Here is a 14,820-nt window from a genome sequence, read left to right as displayed (position 1 = left end):
TTGTAGAGATTTACAAATTAAAAACTGATATTCATTCCAAGCATTGCATTTCTACCCATTTGTGGAATATGTGGTAGATATGAGGCATGTTGGTACATTTTCTGATTAAGCAAGTTATCCACTTTAAGGAATACTTGGTATTCTGTTTGATTAAAATGATTACTATAGGTTACGCCAAGGTTTACTTGATGATGGCCAGGGGTAACTTGTTCGTATTTCGAGACTTTTTTCTGAGCAAATACTCGGTAATATTCTAACATTCCAGACCAGTTTAGGTTGAAGTCAGCATTAAATCTTGCTCCTAAACGTAGTGGTGGTATACGAGGTGCAGAAATGTCTGGCTGAGAAGCCCATTTGTCAACTTCACCTGTCCAAATGTTATAACTCATTGCAATATTAGGTAAGTTGACTAACTTTCCACGGACATAGTCTCCGAATACGGCTAAGCGATAATTTGGTGTAAATAGATAACCAATTTCGCCTTCTGCCCCACTAAAACGAGCTTCGCCTTGATAATATCTATTCACTTTCAAGTTATATTCATCGGTAAAAGATTTAGGTCCACGATTATCATTAAGAGTTAATGGGTAAATATAGTTGCCATAGCGGGTGTGGTAGAGATTTAATTTATAATCCCATTTGTCGCCAACATAAGCTAACGATAGCTCAATTTGGTTAGAACGCTCTTTTTCTAGATTTTTATTGCCAGCCTCAAATGCATTTAAAGCAATGTGTTTACCATGAGCATAGAGTTCCTGAGCATTAGGTAAACGTTCTTGATGTGCAGCATTTAATGTTAACTTATGGTTTGGTGCGAAATACCAATGAGTTGCAAAGCTATAAGAATAACCTTTGTCTTTATGTGGGTCCAAGTTTGGCATAGGTGTATTAAAGCCTAGCCAGCGATCAATTAATTTCACATCATAATCCATTGCTATTTTTTGACGTTCTGCCCGCCCACTTAACTCAAAGGTAAAGTCACCTAAATTAAGGCGTTCAATCGCAAAGAGACTCCATAATTTTGTTTTTGGATTATTGAGTAAAGGCTGTTTATTAAATACTTTTGCAGCTCGTGAAGCTTCAAGTGCAAGTGCTGAGGTAGATTGGTTGGTATATTGCACACCAATAGCTCCTTTTAGCCCTTTCCACTCTTTGTGAACCAATTCGAAACGTAGATTTTTTCCTTTGTTCTTGAAGTAATTTTCAACTCTTTTTCCATCTTTTTCATCATGATAGTAATCTACATAGTTAGCTGATATTTTGGCTTCTTCAAAACCAGGAAGTGGATTTTGCAAACTTCCATCAATATCATACCGCTTGGAGTGCATATCAATCCAAGGTTTGCCGTGCTCGTGAGTATCTTGTCCATAATGTGAGCCTCCCGGAATATGAGTATGCAGTAAACGGATACCAGGGTTGTTATAGTCAATATCTCCTTCTTCTGCAAGGTGCGGATAAAAACGTAAATAACCTTTTGCAAACATAACGGCTTGGCGAATAATACTAATAGTATAGTGATCGTATTTGTGTGTGTGACCAATTAATCCATATTTATCACGGCGATCAGTGTAAGCAATACCAAGATGTCCTCGCTCTCCAATCCAAGAAAGGCCTACTGTGCCGGTTTGTGATTGTACATCGCTATCTGGTACGCGGTGGTAAGGTTTGCCTTCAATCGTAAAGTGTGGAGCATAGTATTCGGAAGCTTTGTTATACATTCCCTGTACCCGCAAGGCTAAATGATTTCCAAGGGCAAAGGTTGAGCCTGCATAGGTTAAACGCTCTTTACTGGCTGAGCCAAAACGCACACCAAATTGCCCCTCATAGCCTTTTTCGGGAATAGCGGTTGGAATTTTATTGTCTACCACATTAATTACACCTGCCGTATTACCTGCACTGTAAAGTAAAGTGGTTGGATCACGTAAAATTTCAATACGTTTAGCAAGTAGCGCATCTACGGTTACTGCATGATCAGGAGACATTCCCGACATATCTAAGTTTTCGCCATTATTTTGTAAGATTTTTGCACGTTTACTCTCTTGCCCACGAATAATTGGGGTACTTGCACCGCCTCCGAACTGGCTTGAATGAATGCCTAATTCACCAGATAAAGCGTTACCTAATGTAATACTACCTTGTTTTAATTTTTTTCATCAACAACAGATTCATTGCTATTTAGTTCACCACCTAGTAATTTCCCTTTGGTTGAAGGCGTATTTCCATCAACAGTAATAGTCTCTAAAGAGATTTCATTAGCGTAGCCTACTCCACTAATGGCAAGGAGAATTGATACAGTGAGATAATTTTTCTTTAACACGTTTAGAGTCCTTCTAGAATAAATAGCCATAAAAAAATAATGGCAATGAAATTTACAGATATTTTGTAAGAAGTGCAATATTTCCATAAAAAAATAATTGTTATTTTATGATTGAGTGTATTTTGAAAAGGGAAATAAAAAAATCTACATCTGAATCAGAACGGTTATTCTGTTTTGTCAGATGTAGATTTTATTTAAAAAGAAAATCAAAAAGAGAAGTGAATTATTCAGCTAACGCTTTACGTTGAGCTTCAACTAGCTGGCTAATGCCTTGCTTCGCTAAATCTAGCAATGTCAGTAATTCTTGGTGCGAGAACGGTTCGCCTTCTGCCGTGCCTTGTACTTCCACTAAACGACCATCTTCGACCATCACCACGTTCATATCAGTTTCAGCGTTGGAATCTTCCAGATATTCTAAATCGCACACCGCTTCGCCTGCTACAATACCGACAGAAATTGCTGCGACTAAACCTTTCATTGGGTTAGTTTTTAGTGTTCCATCAGCTACTAACTTATTCATTGCATCGTACAATGCTACGCACGCACCGGTAATTGAGGCGGTGCGAGTGCCTCCATCGGCTTGAATAACATCACAATCTACGGTAACGGTACGTTCGCCTAAGGCTTTTAAATCTACCACCGCACGCAGAGAACGGGCAATCAAGCGTTGGATTTCCATTGTGCGTCCGCCTTGTTTGCCTTTTGCCGCTTCACGCTGAGTGCGAGAGTGGGTGGCTCGTGGCAACATACCATATTCTGCGGTAACCCAACCTTGTTGCTGACCTTTTAAAAAGCGTGGCACGCTTTCTTCTACCGTAGCGTTACACAATACTTTGGTTTCGCCAAACTCAATTAATACCGAGCCTTCGGCATAGCGAGTGTAGTTACGGGTAATTTTAATTTCTCTAACTTGGTTGTTTGCTCGATTATTTGGACGCATTTTCTTTTCCTTTTGCTAAAATTTTTACCATTTTAGCAAAGAACACAGTAAAATGTGATTTTTCTTTAGCAAAGAATTTACATAGCCCTCGCCCCTTGTGGGAGAGGGACGGATTTTTCTTCGTTCAGAAGAAAAATCAGGGAGAGGGGTAAGCGGTTATTTTTATCTCAAATTTTACAAATTCCTCCCTCTCTCTGAAAAATATTTCTGAACGAAATATTTTTCGGTCTCTCTCCCTCAAGGGGAGAGAGCTTTACTTATAAAAACACAGGAATACCAACACAAGGAATACCAATGATTTATAGTATGACAGCATTTGCCCATTTAGAAATGAAAAAAGAGTGGGGCAATGCGGTGTGGGAAATTCGCTCGGTAAATCAACGCTTTTTAGAAACCTATTTTCGTTTGCCGGAGCAGTTTCGCAACCTAGAAATGACCTTGCGTGAGCGTTTACGTTCTGCACTGACACGAGGCAAAGTAGAGTGTAGCTTACGCATTGATTTAAGCAAAACCCAAAACAGTGAAATTGCGTTAAACAAAGAATATGCCGCACAGGTGGTTCAATCATTAAAATGGTTAAAAGAAACCGCAAATGAAGGCGAAATCAACCTTGTTGATGTGCTACGTTTCCCGGGCGTGGTGGATAATGAAAGCCAAGATTTAGACCAAATTGCTCAAGATTTATTAGCCGGCTTTGAACAAATTCTGGCAGATTTTATCGCAATGCGAGCCAGAGAGGGCGAGAACGTGCAAGCCCTGATCTTACAACGTTTAGAAGCAATTTCAGTTGAGGCTGCAAAGGTACAAGCCCAAATGCCGGAAATTCTGCAATGGCAGAAAGATCGTTTACAACAACGGTTCGATGAACTGAATTTACAGCTTGATCCACAACGCTTAGAACAAGAAATGGTGTTACTTGCCCAACGTGTTGATGTGGCGGAGGAATTAGACCGCTTGCAATTACACGTTAAAGAAACCACCAATATCCTGAAAAAAGGCGGTGCGGTTGGGCGTAAACTGGATTTTATGATGCAAGAACTAAACCGTGAATCCAACACGCTCGCCTCAAAATCGATTAATGCGGACGTGACCAATTCGGCGGTGGAGCTGAAAGTGTTGATCGAACAGATGCGTGAACAAATTCAGAATTTAGAATAGGACAGATTATGGCAATGAATTTCAAGCAAGTGAGCCAGAGCTATCCAAATCTCTGCGTGCCGCTTTCTCAGTATTGTTTAATTGAAATCGCAGGGGTAGATGCTGAGAAATATCTTCAAGGGCAATTAACCTGCGATGTGGCAAAAATTTCGGTGGGCGAACATACGCTAACCAGCCATTGTGATCCGAAAGGCAAAATGAGTGCGTTACTGCGTTTGTATCGTGCAGAAAATGAGAAATTTATGGCGATCATTCACCGCAGCTTATTGCCTGAAGCCCTGACGCAACTTAAAAAATATGCGGTTTTTTCAAAAGTGACCTTCACGGAATTAGACATCCCACTTTATGGTATGGCAGGTGAAGCAGCATTTGCAAAATTAAGCGAAAATATGACCGCTTTGCGTTTAACCACAGGACAGCCTCGGGCCATTGTTTGGGGCGAAGAGCTTGAAACGACTGCCGATGAACAGCTCTGGACATTAATGGATATTCAAGACGGCATTCCTGTTCTCTTGCAACAAAACCAGTTTGAGCTGATTCCACAGGCAACCAATTTACAGGCACTTGAATCTGCGATTTCATTCACCAAAGGTTGCTACATCGGGCAAGAAACGGTAGCGAGAGCGAAATATCGTGGGGCGAATAAACGTGCTTTATTTACCCTTGCCGGCAACTTTGAAAGCGAAATCAGCTTACCGGAAGTTGCTTCTGCGATTGAAATGCAACTGGGCGAAAATTGGCGAGCAACCGGCACTGTGTTGACCAGTGCGACTGATGAAAATACCCTGTGGGTGCAAGTGGTGCTGAATAAAGATGTTGAACCTAACACCAAGTTTAGAGCCAATGGTGTAGCGTTGGAAATGGTCGAGTTACCTTATAGTTTGGCAGAAAATGAGTAAAACGAACGGTCATCAGAGTATGACCGTTTTTTTATATCTGATCAGGGTGATGAATCATCACAAAACGTTCCCACAACTGCTCTTCGGTTTCGATATTATCAGGATCTTTGATAATGCAGTTGGTAATCGGGCAAACTTTCTGGCAAGTCGGCTTTTCATAATGCCCGACACATTCGGTACATAACACCGGATCGATGATATAAATATCATCGCCCACCGAAATCGCCTCGTTCGGGCATTCCGGCAAGCACATATCACAGTTGGTACATTTGTGGGTAATTAATAAAGCCATAGTTTATATTGAGAAAATAAAAATTAAACAAGCGGTCGATTTTGCAAAAAAATTTGCAAATCTTACCGCTTGTCATTAAATGCTACCTATTATAAAGCAAAATAATTTGAACTACTTCACATTTTTGCAATTTGGTTGTTTATCCGATTAAGAAAATTTTTTATGATGCCATCGAAACGTTTCGATGGAGTATTTTCCAACGTGATGGAGCGAAAATAAAGGGGTTAGTATGAAAAAAACGCTAAATCTAAATGCACAACTTTCGCACAGTATTGCGACACTCGGGCATACCGATAGTTTAACGGTTTGCGATGCCGGTTTGCCGATTCCAAACACAATAGAGCGGATCGATTTGGCTTTAACCGCCGGTGTGCCAAGTTTTTTACAAACATTTGATGTAGTAGTTAGTGAATTATTTGTTGAACGAGTGCTACTTGCTGAAGAAATTAAACATAAAAATCCGCAAGTGTTAGCAGCTCTTTTGGAGCGTTTAACCCAATTAGAACAAGCTCAACAGAATAAAATTCAAATTGATTATGTGAACCACGAAATCTTTAAAGAGCAGACACATTACAGTAAAGCTGTTGTGCGTTCGGGTGAGTGTTCACCGTATGCCAATATTATTTTATATTCGGGCGTGCCGTTTTAGGGTGGAATGATGGAAACCTTATTAAAAATGAGCGGGATAGATAAAGAATTTCCCGGCGTGAAAGCCTTGAGCAATGCGTGCTTATCTGTTTACGGTGGGCGAGTAATGGCATTAATGGGCGAAAATGGGGCAGGTAAATCCACCTTGATGAAAGTATTGACGGGGATTTATAGCAAAGATGCCGGCTCTATTAGCTATTTAGGCAAAGAAGTTACCTTTAAAGGCCCGAAAGATTCACAAGAAGCCGGTATTAGCATTATTCACCAAGAGCTGAATTTAGTCGGTAATTTAGCCATTGCTGAAAATATTTTTTTGGGCCGTGAGTTCAAAACCGCTTGGGGAGCTATTGATTGGAAAAAAATGTATGCCGAGGCGGATAAACTGCTTGCCCGACTTGGGGTAAAACACAGTAGCCATCAGCTTTGTGCGGAGTTATCCATTGGCGAGCAGCAAATGGTGGAAATTGCGAAAGCCCTGAGTTTTGAGTCTCAAGTAATTATTATGGACGAACCGACCGATGCTTTAACCGATACAGAAACAGCATCGTTGTTTAAAGTTATTCGAGAGTTAAAAGCGGAAAATCGAGGCATTGTTTATATTTCCCATCGTTTAAAAGAGATTTTTGAAATTTGTGATGATGTGACGGTGCTAAGAGACGGGCAATTTATCGGCGAGCGAGTAATTGCCGATATTGATGAAGATCAGTTAATTGAAATGATGGTTGGTCGCCGTTTAGAAGAGCAATATCCGCATTTACACCAAGAGCGTGGCGAGTTATTACTTGAAGTGAAGAATTTAAGTGGAAGTGGGGTGAATAATGTGTCATTCCAATTACACAAAGGTGAAATTGTGGGTATTTCCGGCTTAATGGGGGCAGGGCGTACAGAATTAATGAAGGTGCTTTATGGTGCATTGCCGAAAACAGCCGGCTCGATAGAGTTAAATGGAAAAGCGATTTCCAACCATTGTCCGCAAGATGGGTTGAATAACGGCATTGTGTATATTTCAGAAGATCGTAAAGGCGATGGTCTGATTTTGGGAATGTCGGTAAAAGAAAATATGTCTTTGACCTCTCTCGATCATTTCTCCAAAGCCGGCAGTATTCGCCACGATGCAGAAAAATTGGCGGTCGATGATTTTATTGAGATGTTTAACATTAAAACCCCAAGTCGGGAGCAACAAATCGGGCTGCTTTCCGGTGGTAATCAGCAAAAAGTGGCGATCGCTAAAGGGTTGATGACCCGCCCGAATGTGCTGATTTTAGACGAGCCGACACGGGGTGTTGATGTGGGGGCGAAAAAAGAGATCTATCAATTAATTAATGAATTTAAAAAAGATGGGCTTAGTATTTTGATGGTTTCGTCCGATATGCCGGAAGTGTTGGGAATGAGCGACCGCATTTTAGTGATGCACGAAGGGCAAATCAGTGCAGAATTTTCACGAGCAGAAGCGACACAAGAAAAGCTACTGGCAGAAGCTATTGGCAAAAGTACAGGATTAAATTAAGGTGTGTTTATGGCAACTCAAACAAAGCAGTTTCAACTTGGCAGATTTTTAATCGAGCAACGTTCTTTTGTAGCGTTATTTATTTTAATTGTCATTGTTTCAATGATTAACCCTGATTTTTTCAGCGTGGATAATATTTTAAATATTCTACGCCAAACCTCGGTGAATGCGATTATTGCGGTCGGAATGACCTTTGTGATTTTAATTGCAGGCATTGATTTATCGGTCGGTTCGGTTTTAGCCTTAACCGGTGCGGTTGCAGCGACCTTAGTCGGTTCTGAATTGCCGATTTTGTTGGTGATTCCGCTGGTTTTATTATTAGGGACGGCATTTGGTGGTATTAGTGGGGCGATTGTTGCTAAAGGTAAAGTGCAGGCATTTATTGCGACTTTGGTCACAATGACCTTATTGCGTGGGATTACGATGGTTTATACCGATGGCAGACCGATTAGCACCGGCTTTTCTGACCAAGCAGACGCCTTTGCGTTTATTGGGACAGGCTATTTATTTGGTATTCCTGTGCCGATTTGGATTATGGCGGTAGTGTTTGGGTTAGCTTGGTATATTTTGAAACACACCCCGATTGGGCGTTACATTTACGCTTTAGGTGGCAACGAATCGGCAACCCAGCTTTCAGGCATCAATGTGAATAAAATTAAGATCTTCGTATTTGCCGTGAGTGGTTTTTTATCTGCTCTTGCCGGATTAATTGTGACTTCACGTCTCTCTTCTGCTCAGCCAACGGCAGGTGTGTCCTATGAGTTAGACGCAATTGCAGCGGTAGTTGTTGGTGGAACCAGTCTAATGGGCGGTAAAGGGCGTGTAATGGGAACGCTTGTCGGGGCATTAATTATCGGTTTCTTAAACAATGCCCTTAATTTATTGGATATTTCTTCATATTATCAGATGATTGCTAAAGCGTTGGTTATTTTAGCAGCTGTATTAGCTGATAATTATCTAGGCACTAAAAAAGTTTAATCTATCTTTAAAGGAGATTTCTATGAAAAAATTAACTACGATTGCATCAGCGGTTATGTTAAGTTTATCGGTTGCAGCCACTGCTTCGGCAAAAGAGACTATCGCTCTTGCAGTATCGACTTTAGATAACCCATTCTTTGTGAGCCTTAAAGACGGTGCACAGAAAAAAGCAGATGAATTAGGCTACAAATTAGTGGTGCTTGATTCCCAAAATGACCCGGCTAAAGAGCTTTCCAATGTGGAAGACTTAACGGTGCGTGGGGCAAAAGTGTTATTGATTAACCTAACCGATTCGGAAGCGGGCGGAAATGCGGTGGCTATTGCAAATCGCAACAAAATTCCGGTTATTACACTTGACCGTGGTGCAGCAAAAGGCGAAGTGGTTAGCCATATCGCTTCCGATAACGTTGCCGGCGGCAAAATGGCGGGAGATTTCATTGCTCAGAAATTAGGCTCAGGGGCGAAAGTGATTCAATTAGAAGGCATTGCCGGCACTTCCGCCGCTCGTGAACGTGGTGAAGGCTTTAAACAAGCGATTGAAGCACATAAATTCAATGTATTAGCCAGTCAACCGGCTGATTTTGACCGCACTAAAGGCTTAAATGTGACTGAAAACTTGCTCTCAAGCAAAGGGGACGTACAAGCTATTTTTGCTCAAAATGATGAAATGGCACTAGGAGCTTTGCGTGCAGTGAGTTCAGCGAAGAAAGAGGTTGTAATTGTGGGCTTTGACGGCACAGATGATGGCGTAAAAGCCGTTGAAAGCGGTAAACTTGCCGCAACGATTGCTCAACAACCTGAACTGATTGGCTCATTAGGCGTAGAAACTGCCGATAAAGTGCTAAAAGGCGAAAAAGTGGAAGCAAAAATTCCGGTTGATTTAAAGGTTATTTCAAAATAATTATACTTGAAGATAGCGTTCGTCTCTGACGAACGCTTTGAATTAATAAAATAGCACTCGTCAGAGACTAGTGCTATCAGAATCCTAGTTTTGTTGTACTAGGTAATTTGAGGGCTTAATATGAAAAAACTCACCGTTCTCGGTAGCATTAACGCTGATCACGTGATTTCCGTTCCCTATTTTGCCAAACCGGGGGAAACGCTCACCGGACATAGCTGCCACATTGCTTATGGCGGTAAAGGGGCAAATCAGGCGGTGGCGGCAGCACGTTTGGGAGCTAAGGTTTCTTTCATCGGTTGTATTGGCAGTGATGACATCGGCAAAGCAATGAAATCAGCCTTTGAGCAAGATGGCATTGACACTCGCTCGATTAAAACGATTCCGAATGAAATGACCGGCATTGCAATGATTCAAGTGGCGGAATCGGGCGAGAACAGTATTGTGATTTCAGCCGGAGCGAACGGTCATTTGGATGAAACGGTTGTGGCAAAGTGTGCAGCCGAAATCACACAGGCGGATTATTTGCTAATGCAGCTAGAAACACCGTTGCCGGCGATTGTGCAAGCAGCAAAATTGGCTCAGCAAAACGGCACGAAAGTAATATTAAACCCTGCGCCTGCTCGAGCGTTACCCGATGAACTGTTAAACTTACTGGATATGATTACCCCAAATGAAACGGAAGCGGAAATATTAACCGGCGTGAAAGTTGTTGATGAAGCCAGTGCGATTCAAGCCGCACAAGTGTTTCACCAAAAGGGCATCGAAAAAGTGTTGATTACACTTGGCTCAAAAGGGGTATTTGTAAGCGAAAACGGTGTAGGCAAAATCGTTGCAGGCTTCCGTGTTCAAGCGGTGGATACCACTGCCGCAGGGGATACTTTTAACGGAGCATTAGTGACTGCAATGTTAGAAGATAAACCGCTGGATCAAGCCATTCGTTTTGCTCACGCAGCGGCAGCGATTAGTGTGACTCGCAAAGGGGCTCAACCTTCTATTCCGACCCGTCAGGAAACACTGGATTTTCTAAGCCAACAAGCGGTGAGTTTTTAGGAAAATTTTGCAAATGGCAACAATGAAGGATATTGCACGGCTTGCACAGGTTTCCACCTCGACCGTTTCTCACGTTATCAACAATAGCCGATTTGTCAGCGAGGAAATTCGGGAAAGAGTGCAGAGGGTGGTGAAAGAACTGAATTACACGCCTTCTGCATTGGCTCGTAGCCTCAAAGTGAATGAAACTAAAACCATCGGAATGCTGGTAACGGCAACCGGCAATCCGTTTTTTGCGGAGGTGATGGCGGGGGTGGAGCAATATTGCCAGCAACATCAATATAACCTGATTATTGCCACTACCAACGGTGACACCGAGCGTTTGCAACACCATTTGCAAATGCTGATGCAACGAAAAGTAGATGGCTTGTTACTGATGTGTGGCGATACCAGATTGAATGCCGATGAGAGCTTGAATATTCCGCTGCCATTGGTGGTGTTAGACTGGTGGTTTACCGAGCTCAATGCAGATAAAATCTTTGAAAATTCAATATCCGGCGGCTATCTCGCAACAAAAACCTTAATTGAAGCAGGGCATTCTAAGATTGCGATTATTACTGGAAACCTAAAAAAATCATTGGCAAAAAATCGTTTAGAAGGCTACAAAAAAGCACTTGCCGAGGCGAATATTCCACTCAATCCAAACTGGGTGTTCGAAAGCCATTTTGATTTTGCCGGCGGGGTTAATGGAATGAATGCTTTGCTTGCCCAAAGCGAAAAGCCGACAGCGGTATTTGCCTGTAGCGACACCATTGCTCTAGGGGCTTACCAAGCAATCTGGCAACAAGGTTTACGAATACCGCAAGATATTTCGATTATCGGCTATGACGATATTGAACTGGCAAAATACCTTTCCCCACCGCTGAGTACCATTAGCCAGCCCAAAGCGGAACTCGGGCGGCTTGCGGTGGAAACTTTGCTAAAACGAATTCGTTTTAAATCCACTGATTTTCAAACCATAATGCTTGAACCTGAATTAGTTTTAAGGCATTCAATCCAAACAATAAACAAAAACGCTGAATAATGTGAAGTTATTCAGCGTTTTTTATCCGATTTCAATTAGCCTTTTTGCTGTTCCAAATAAAGCACGGTGGCGGCAACTCGGGAATGCACGTTTAATTTACGCAGTAAATTGCGGATATGCACTTTTACGGTTTCTTCGGAAATAAAGAGCTGAGCCGCAATTTGTTTGTTCGACATACCGGTTGCGAGCCATTGTAAAACATCCAGTTCACGATCTGTTAAGCAACTTAAAGGATCATTTTCTGGCTGGCGGTTGAGTAAATGTTGGCGAACGGTTTCGCTTAATACCACTTCACCGGCAGCCGCTTTACGGATATTATCTAGTAGTTCCGGGGTGTCGGTATCTTTTAATAAATAGCCGTCCACACCAGCATCCATTAATGCAAATACATCGGATTGCTCGTCTGACACTGTTAAAACAATGATTCTGGCATCTATACCTTGAGCGCGCAATGAGCGTAAAGTATCTAGCCCTGAAAGCCCTTTCATATTTAAATCCAGAATAATCACATCCGGCTCAAGTCGTAATGCAAGTTTGATACCGTCGGTGCCGTTGCTTGCTTCACCCACTACACTAAATTGGTGATCTAATTCCAATAGTTGACGCATTCCCTGACGCATTAATGGGTGGTCGTCAATGAGTAAAATTTGAGTTGGAGCTGTCATTTATTTCTCCTTTCCTTTCTCTTAATCGGTTAATTTTGCAATTATTAATTCAAAATAGCAAGTTTAGGGATTTACTAAATGCCGCTTTTTTGATCTTAGCTAATTTTTAACTAAAAAAGAAATTGCAAAACTTTGCAAGAAAAAGACCGCTTGTTCGGCTATAATTACTGCCAATTTTTATTTCAAGTGTGAAAAGAATGACAAATCAAACAACCTATTTTGCCACGGCAGCCCGTGGTTTTGAGGAAATACTAAAAACCGAACTGGAGCAGATTTGTGCGGCAGAATGCAAAGTCGCTCAAGGCGGTGTGCATTTTACCACCACGCAAAAAGGGGCTTATCAGGCATTATTACACAGCCGTTTAGCCTCTCGGATCTTACTGCCGCTCATCAGCACCAAAATTTTTAGTGATAGCGATTTATATGCTTCCATCGTGTCATTTAACTGGGCGGATTTATTCGATCCCCGTGATACCTTTTACATTGATTTCAGCGGCACTAACCGAGAAATCCGCAACACCCAATTTGGGGCAATGCGAGTGAAAGACGGCATTGTGGATTACTTTGAACGCAAAGGTTTTGCCCGCCCAACAGTAGATAAAGATAATCCGGATGTTCGCATTCATGTTTATTTGGATCGTGAAAATGTTGTGGTTTCGCTTGATTTAAGTGGAGATGCCTTACATATTCGGGGCTATCGGGAAGAAACCGGTAAAGCTCCGTTGCGTGAAACATTGGCGGCAGCCATTATTTTGCGTTCCGGCTGGAAAGTCGGCACGCCATTGGTTGATCCGATGTGTGGTTCAGGCACGTTACTGATTGAAGCAGCACAAATGGCAGCGAATATTGCCCCTCAACTTCACCGTAAACATTGGGGCTTTAATGCGTGGAAAGGGCATCAACAAGCGATGTGGAAAGCCGTGTTAGATGAGGCATTCCGAAATGTTGAATTGGGTGCGGTAGGGGAGAATTGCAATTCGTCCCTACAAAAAATGTTCTTCGGTTTTGATCTCGATCATCGTGTGCTGACTAAAGCAAAGCAAAATGCGAAAAATGCAGGGGTAGATCATCTCATTCAATGGCAACAAGGTGATGTGGCTGCGTTAAAAAATCCGATTCCGGAAAAAATCGGCACGGTGGTGTGTAACCCCCCTTATGGTGAACGTTTAGGCACAACGCCGGCGTTAATTGCTCTTTATTCGGTGTTCGGGCAACGCCTAAAACAGCAATTTGCCGGTTGGAATGCCTCAATTTTTAGCGGCGAGCCTGAATTGTTAAATTGCCTGCGTTTACGTTCAGCCCGTCAATTCAAAGCGAAAAACGGTCCGTTGGATTGTGTGCAGAAAAATTACTCCATCAGCGAGCATAACAAGCGGTCAGATTTAGATGAAAATTTACAATTTGAACAGAATGCTCAAGTCGCTCCGGATTTTGCAAATCGCTTAACCAAAAATATCAAAAAGATCGAAAAATGGGCGAAACAACAAGGCATTGATGCCTACCGTTTATACGATGCCGATCTGCCTGAATATAATTTAGCGGTGGACAGATATGGCGACCACATTGTTGTGCAGGAATACCAAGCCCCGAAAAATATTGATGAGCAAAAAGCCCGCCAACGCTTGTTAGATGCAGTCTCTGCTACGCTTTATGTGACAGGTGTTGAAACTAATAAATTAGTGTTGAAAGTTCGCCAAAAACAAAAAGGCACGAATCAGTACGAAAAACTTGCCAATAAAGGCGAGTATTTCTATGTGAACGAGTATGGGGCGAAACTGTGGGTGAATTTAACCGATTACTTGGATACGGGTTTGTTCCTAGACCATCGCTTAACCCGTAAAATGGTGGGCGAAATGGCAAAAGGCAAAACATTCCTGAATCTGTTTGCCTACACGGGTTCAGCTACGGTTCACGCTGCTCTTAATGGGGCAAAATCGACCACTACAGTGGATATGTCGAACACCTATTTGAACTGGGCGGAGCAAAATTTAGAGCTGAATAATTTATCACTTCGCCATCATCGTTTGTTCCAAGCCGATTGCTTGCAATGGCTGGCAGAATGCCGTGAGCGATTTGAGCTGATTTTTGTCGATCCGCCGACTTTCTCCAACTCAAAACGAATGGAAAACAGTTGGGACGTGCAACGAGACCATATTGAGTTAATGAAACAGCTTAAACGTATTTTAACCGCTGATGGTACCATTGTGTTCTCGAACAATAAGCGTGGCTTTAAAATGGATTTTGACGGTTTGGCAGCATTAGGCTTAACGGCGGAAAATATTTCGCATAAAACCTTACCGTTGGATTTTGAACGCAATCCGCAAATCCATAATTGTTGGATTGTGAAGAATGTATAGATAATACCCTCGACCCTTGTGGGAGAGGGATAGATTTTTCTTCGTTCAGAAGAAAAATCAGGGAGAGGGTAAGAAGTTACTGAT

At 42.1% G+C, this 14,820-nt stretch carries 14 protein-coding genes; 9 read left to right on the top strand and 5 right to left on the bottom strand.

Going from position 1 to position 14,820, the window contains the following annotated elements; all coding sequences use genetic code 11:
• Nucleotides 1-17: 17 nt before the first annotated feature.
• The 3 genes from EDC41_RS02040 to rph form a co-directional block, all read right to left on the bottom strand.
• On the bottom strand, nt 18-2,093 hold the full coding sequence (locus EDC41_RS02040; RefSeq protein WP_235658937.1) for a TonB-dependent receptor: 2,076 nt from the start codon (nt 2,091-2,093) through the stop codon (nt 18-20).
• 47 nt (nt 2,094-2,140) lie between these two features.
• Entirely contained in the window at nt 2,141-2,317 is a 177-nt protein-coding gene (locus EDC41_RS13780) for a hypothetical protein (protein WP_006250462.1), read from the bottom strand.
• Between the two features lie 223 nt (nt 2,318-2,540).
• On the bottom strand, nt 2,541-3,257 hold the full coding sequence (gene rph / locus EDC41_RS02035; RefSeq protein ID WP_006250463.1) for a ribonuclease PH: 717 nt from the start codon (nt 3,255-3,257) through the stop codon (nt 2,541-2,543).
• Nucleotides 3,258-3,551: 294 nt separating this feature from the next.
• On the opposite strand from rph, the gene EDC41_RS02030 reads away from it, so the two are divergent.
• Both EDC41_RS02030 and ygfZ read left to right on the top strand, forming a co-directional pair.
• Nucleotides 3,552-4,415, top strand: coding sequence for a YicC/YloC family endoribonuclease (locus tag EDC41_RS02030; protein ID WP_006249316.1), 864 nt, complete (start codon nt 3,552-3,554; stop codon nt 4,413-4,415).
• Nucleotides 4,416-4,423: 8 nt separating this feature from the next.
• Complete coding sequence (gene ygfZ / locus EDC41_RS02025; protein WP_020831103.1) at nt 4,424-5,314, top strand: CAF17-like 4Fe-4S cluster assembly/insertion protein YgfZ; 891 nt, start codon at nt 4,424-4,426, stop codon at nt 5,312-5,314.
• Between the two features lie 31 nt (nt 5,315-5,345).
• Here the strand turns inward: ygfZ and EDC41_RS02020 are convergent, their stop codons facing one another.
• Nucleotides 5,346-5,606, bottom strand: a complete 261-nt coding sequence (locus tag EDC41_RS02020; protein ID WP_006249318.1) for a YfhL family 4Fe-4S dicluster ferredoxin — start codon at nt 5,604-5,606, stop codon at nt 5,346-5,348.
• Between the two features lie 229 nt (nt 5,607-5,835).
• On the opposite strand from EDC41_RS02020, the gene rbsD reads away from it, so the two are divergent.
• From rbsD to EDC41_RS01990, 6 genes are all read left to right on the top strand, one after another.
• Nucleotides 5,836-6,255 (top strand): D-ribose pyranase, encoded by a 420-nt coding sequence (gene rbsD, locus EDC41_RS02015; protein ID WP_006250464.1) that lies wholly within the window; start codon nt 5,836-5,838, stop codon nt 6,253-6,255.
• Nucleotides 6,256-6,264: 9 nt separating this feature from the next.
• Nucleotides 6,265-7,761, top strand: coding sequence for a ribose ABC transporter ATP-binding protein RbsA (gene rbsA / locus EDC41_RS02010; protein ID WP_020831108.1), 1,497 nt, complete (start codon nt 6,265-6,267; stop codon nt 7,759-7,761).
• A 9-nt stretch (nt 7,762-7,770) separates the two neighbouring features.
• On the top strand, nt 7,771-8,739 hold the full coding sequence (gene rbsC, locus EDC41_RS02005) for a ribose ABC transporter permease (protein ID WP_020831109.1): 969 nt from the start codon (nt 7,771-7,773) through the stop codon (nt 8,737-8,739).
• Between the two features lie 22 nt (nt 8,740-8,761).
• A complete protein-coding gene (gene rbsB, locus EDC41_RS02000; protein WP_020831110.1) occupies nt 8,762-9,640 on the top strand; it encodes a ribose ABC transporter substrate-binding protein RbsB in 879 nt (292 codons plus the stop codon).
• Nucleotides 9,641-9,760: 120 nt separating this feature from the next.
• Complete coding sequence (rbsK, locus tag EDC41_RS01995; protein WP_006249851.1) at nt 9,761-10,690, top strand: ribokinase; 930 nt, start codon at nt 9,761-9,763, stop codon at nt 10,688-10,690.
• Nucleotides 10,691-10,703: 13 nt separating this feature from the next.
• Complete coding sequence (locus EDC41_RS01990) at nt 10,704-11,714, top strand: substrate-binding domain-containing protein (RefSeq protein WP_006249850.1); 1,011 nt, start codon at nt 10,704-10,706, stop codon at nt 11,712-11,714.
• A gap of 35 nt (nt 11,715-11,749) precedes the next feature.
• Here EDC41_RS01990 and EDC41_RS01985 read toward each other — a convergent pair whose 3' ends face one another.
• Nucleotides 11,750-12,379, bottom strand: coding sequence for a response regulator (locus tag EDC41_RS01985; RefSeq protein ID WP_006249849.1), 630 nt, complete (start codon nt 12,377-12,379; stop codon nt 11,750-11,752).
• 197 nt (nt 12,380-12,576) lie between these two features.
• On the opposite strand from EDC41_RS01985, the gene rlmKL reads away from it, so the two are divergent.
• Complete coding sequence (gene rlmKL / locus EDC41_RS01980; RefSeq protein WP_006249847.1) at nt 12,577-14,736, top strand: bifunctional 23S rRNA (guanine(2069)-N(7))-methyltransferase RlmK/23S rRNA (guanine(2445)-N(2))-methyltransferase RlmL; 2,160 nt, start codon at nt 12,577-12,579, stop codon at nt 14,734-14,736.
• Nucleotides 14,737-14,820: the final 84 nt, after the last annotated feature.

This window comes from Mannheimia haemolytica (genome assembly GCF_004342115.1).
Lineage (GTDB): Bacteria > Pseudomonadota > Gammaproteobacteria > Enterobacterales > Pasteurellaceae > Mannheimia > Mannheimia haemolytica.
This window is presented reverse-complemented; position numbering and strand designations above follow the sequence as displayed.

Excerpts from the sequence above, each read along its gene's own strand:
- ygfZ (WP_020831103.1), top strand. The coding sequence starts at position 4,424 with ATGGCAATGAATTTCAAGCAAGTGAGCCAGAGCTATCCAAATCTCTGC.
- EDC41_RS02020 (WP_006249318.1), bottom strand. The coding sequence starts at position 5,606 with ATGGCTTTATTAATTACCCACAAATGTACCAACTGTGATATGTGCTTG.
- EDC41_RS01990 (WP_006249850.1), top strand. The coding sequence starts at position 10,704 with ATGGCAACAATGAAGGATATTGCACGGCTTGCACAGGTTTCCACCTCG.
- rbsK (WP_006249851.1), top strand. The coding sequence starts at position 9,761 with ATGAAAAAACTCACCGTTCTCGGTAGCATTAACGCTGATCACGTGATT.
- rbsB (WP_020831110.1), top strand. The coding sequence starts at position 8,762 with ATGAAAAAATTAACTACGATTGCATCAGCGGTTATGTTAAGTTTATCG.
- EDC41_RS02030 (WP_006249316.1), top strand. The coding sequence starts at position 3,552 with ATGATTTATAGTATGACAGCATTTGCCCATTTAGAAATGAAAAAAGAG.
- rlmKL (WP_006249847.1), top strand. The coding sequence starts at position 12,577 with ATGACAAATCAAACAACCTATTTTGCCACGGCAGCCCGTGGTTTTGAG.
- EDC41_RS01985 (WP_006249849.1), bottom strand. The coding sequence starts at position 12,379 with ATGACAGCTCCAACTCAAATTTTACTCATTGACGACCACCCATTAATG.
- rph (WP_006250463.1), bottom strand. The coding sequence starts at position 3,257 with ATGCGTCCAAATAATCGAGCAAACAACCAAGTTAGAGAAATTAAAATT.
- rbsA (WP_020831108.1), top strand. The coding sequence starts at position 6,265 with ATGGAAACCTTATTAAAAATGAGCGGGATAGATAAAGAATTTCCCGGC.
- rbsC (WP_020831109.1), top strand. The coding sequence starts at position 7,771 with ATGGCAACTCAAACAAAGCAGTTTCAACTTGGCAGATTTTTAATCGAG.
- rbsD (WP_006250464.1), top strand. The coding sequence starts at position 5,836 with ATGAAAAAAACGCTAAATCTAAATGCACAACTTTCGCACAGTATTGCG.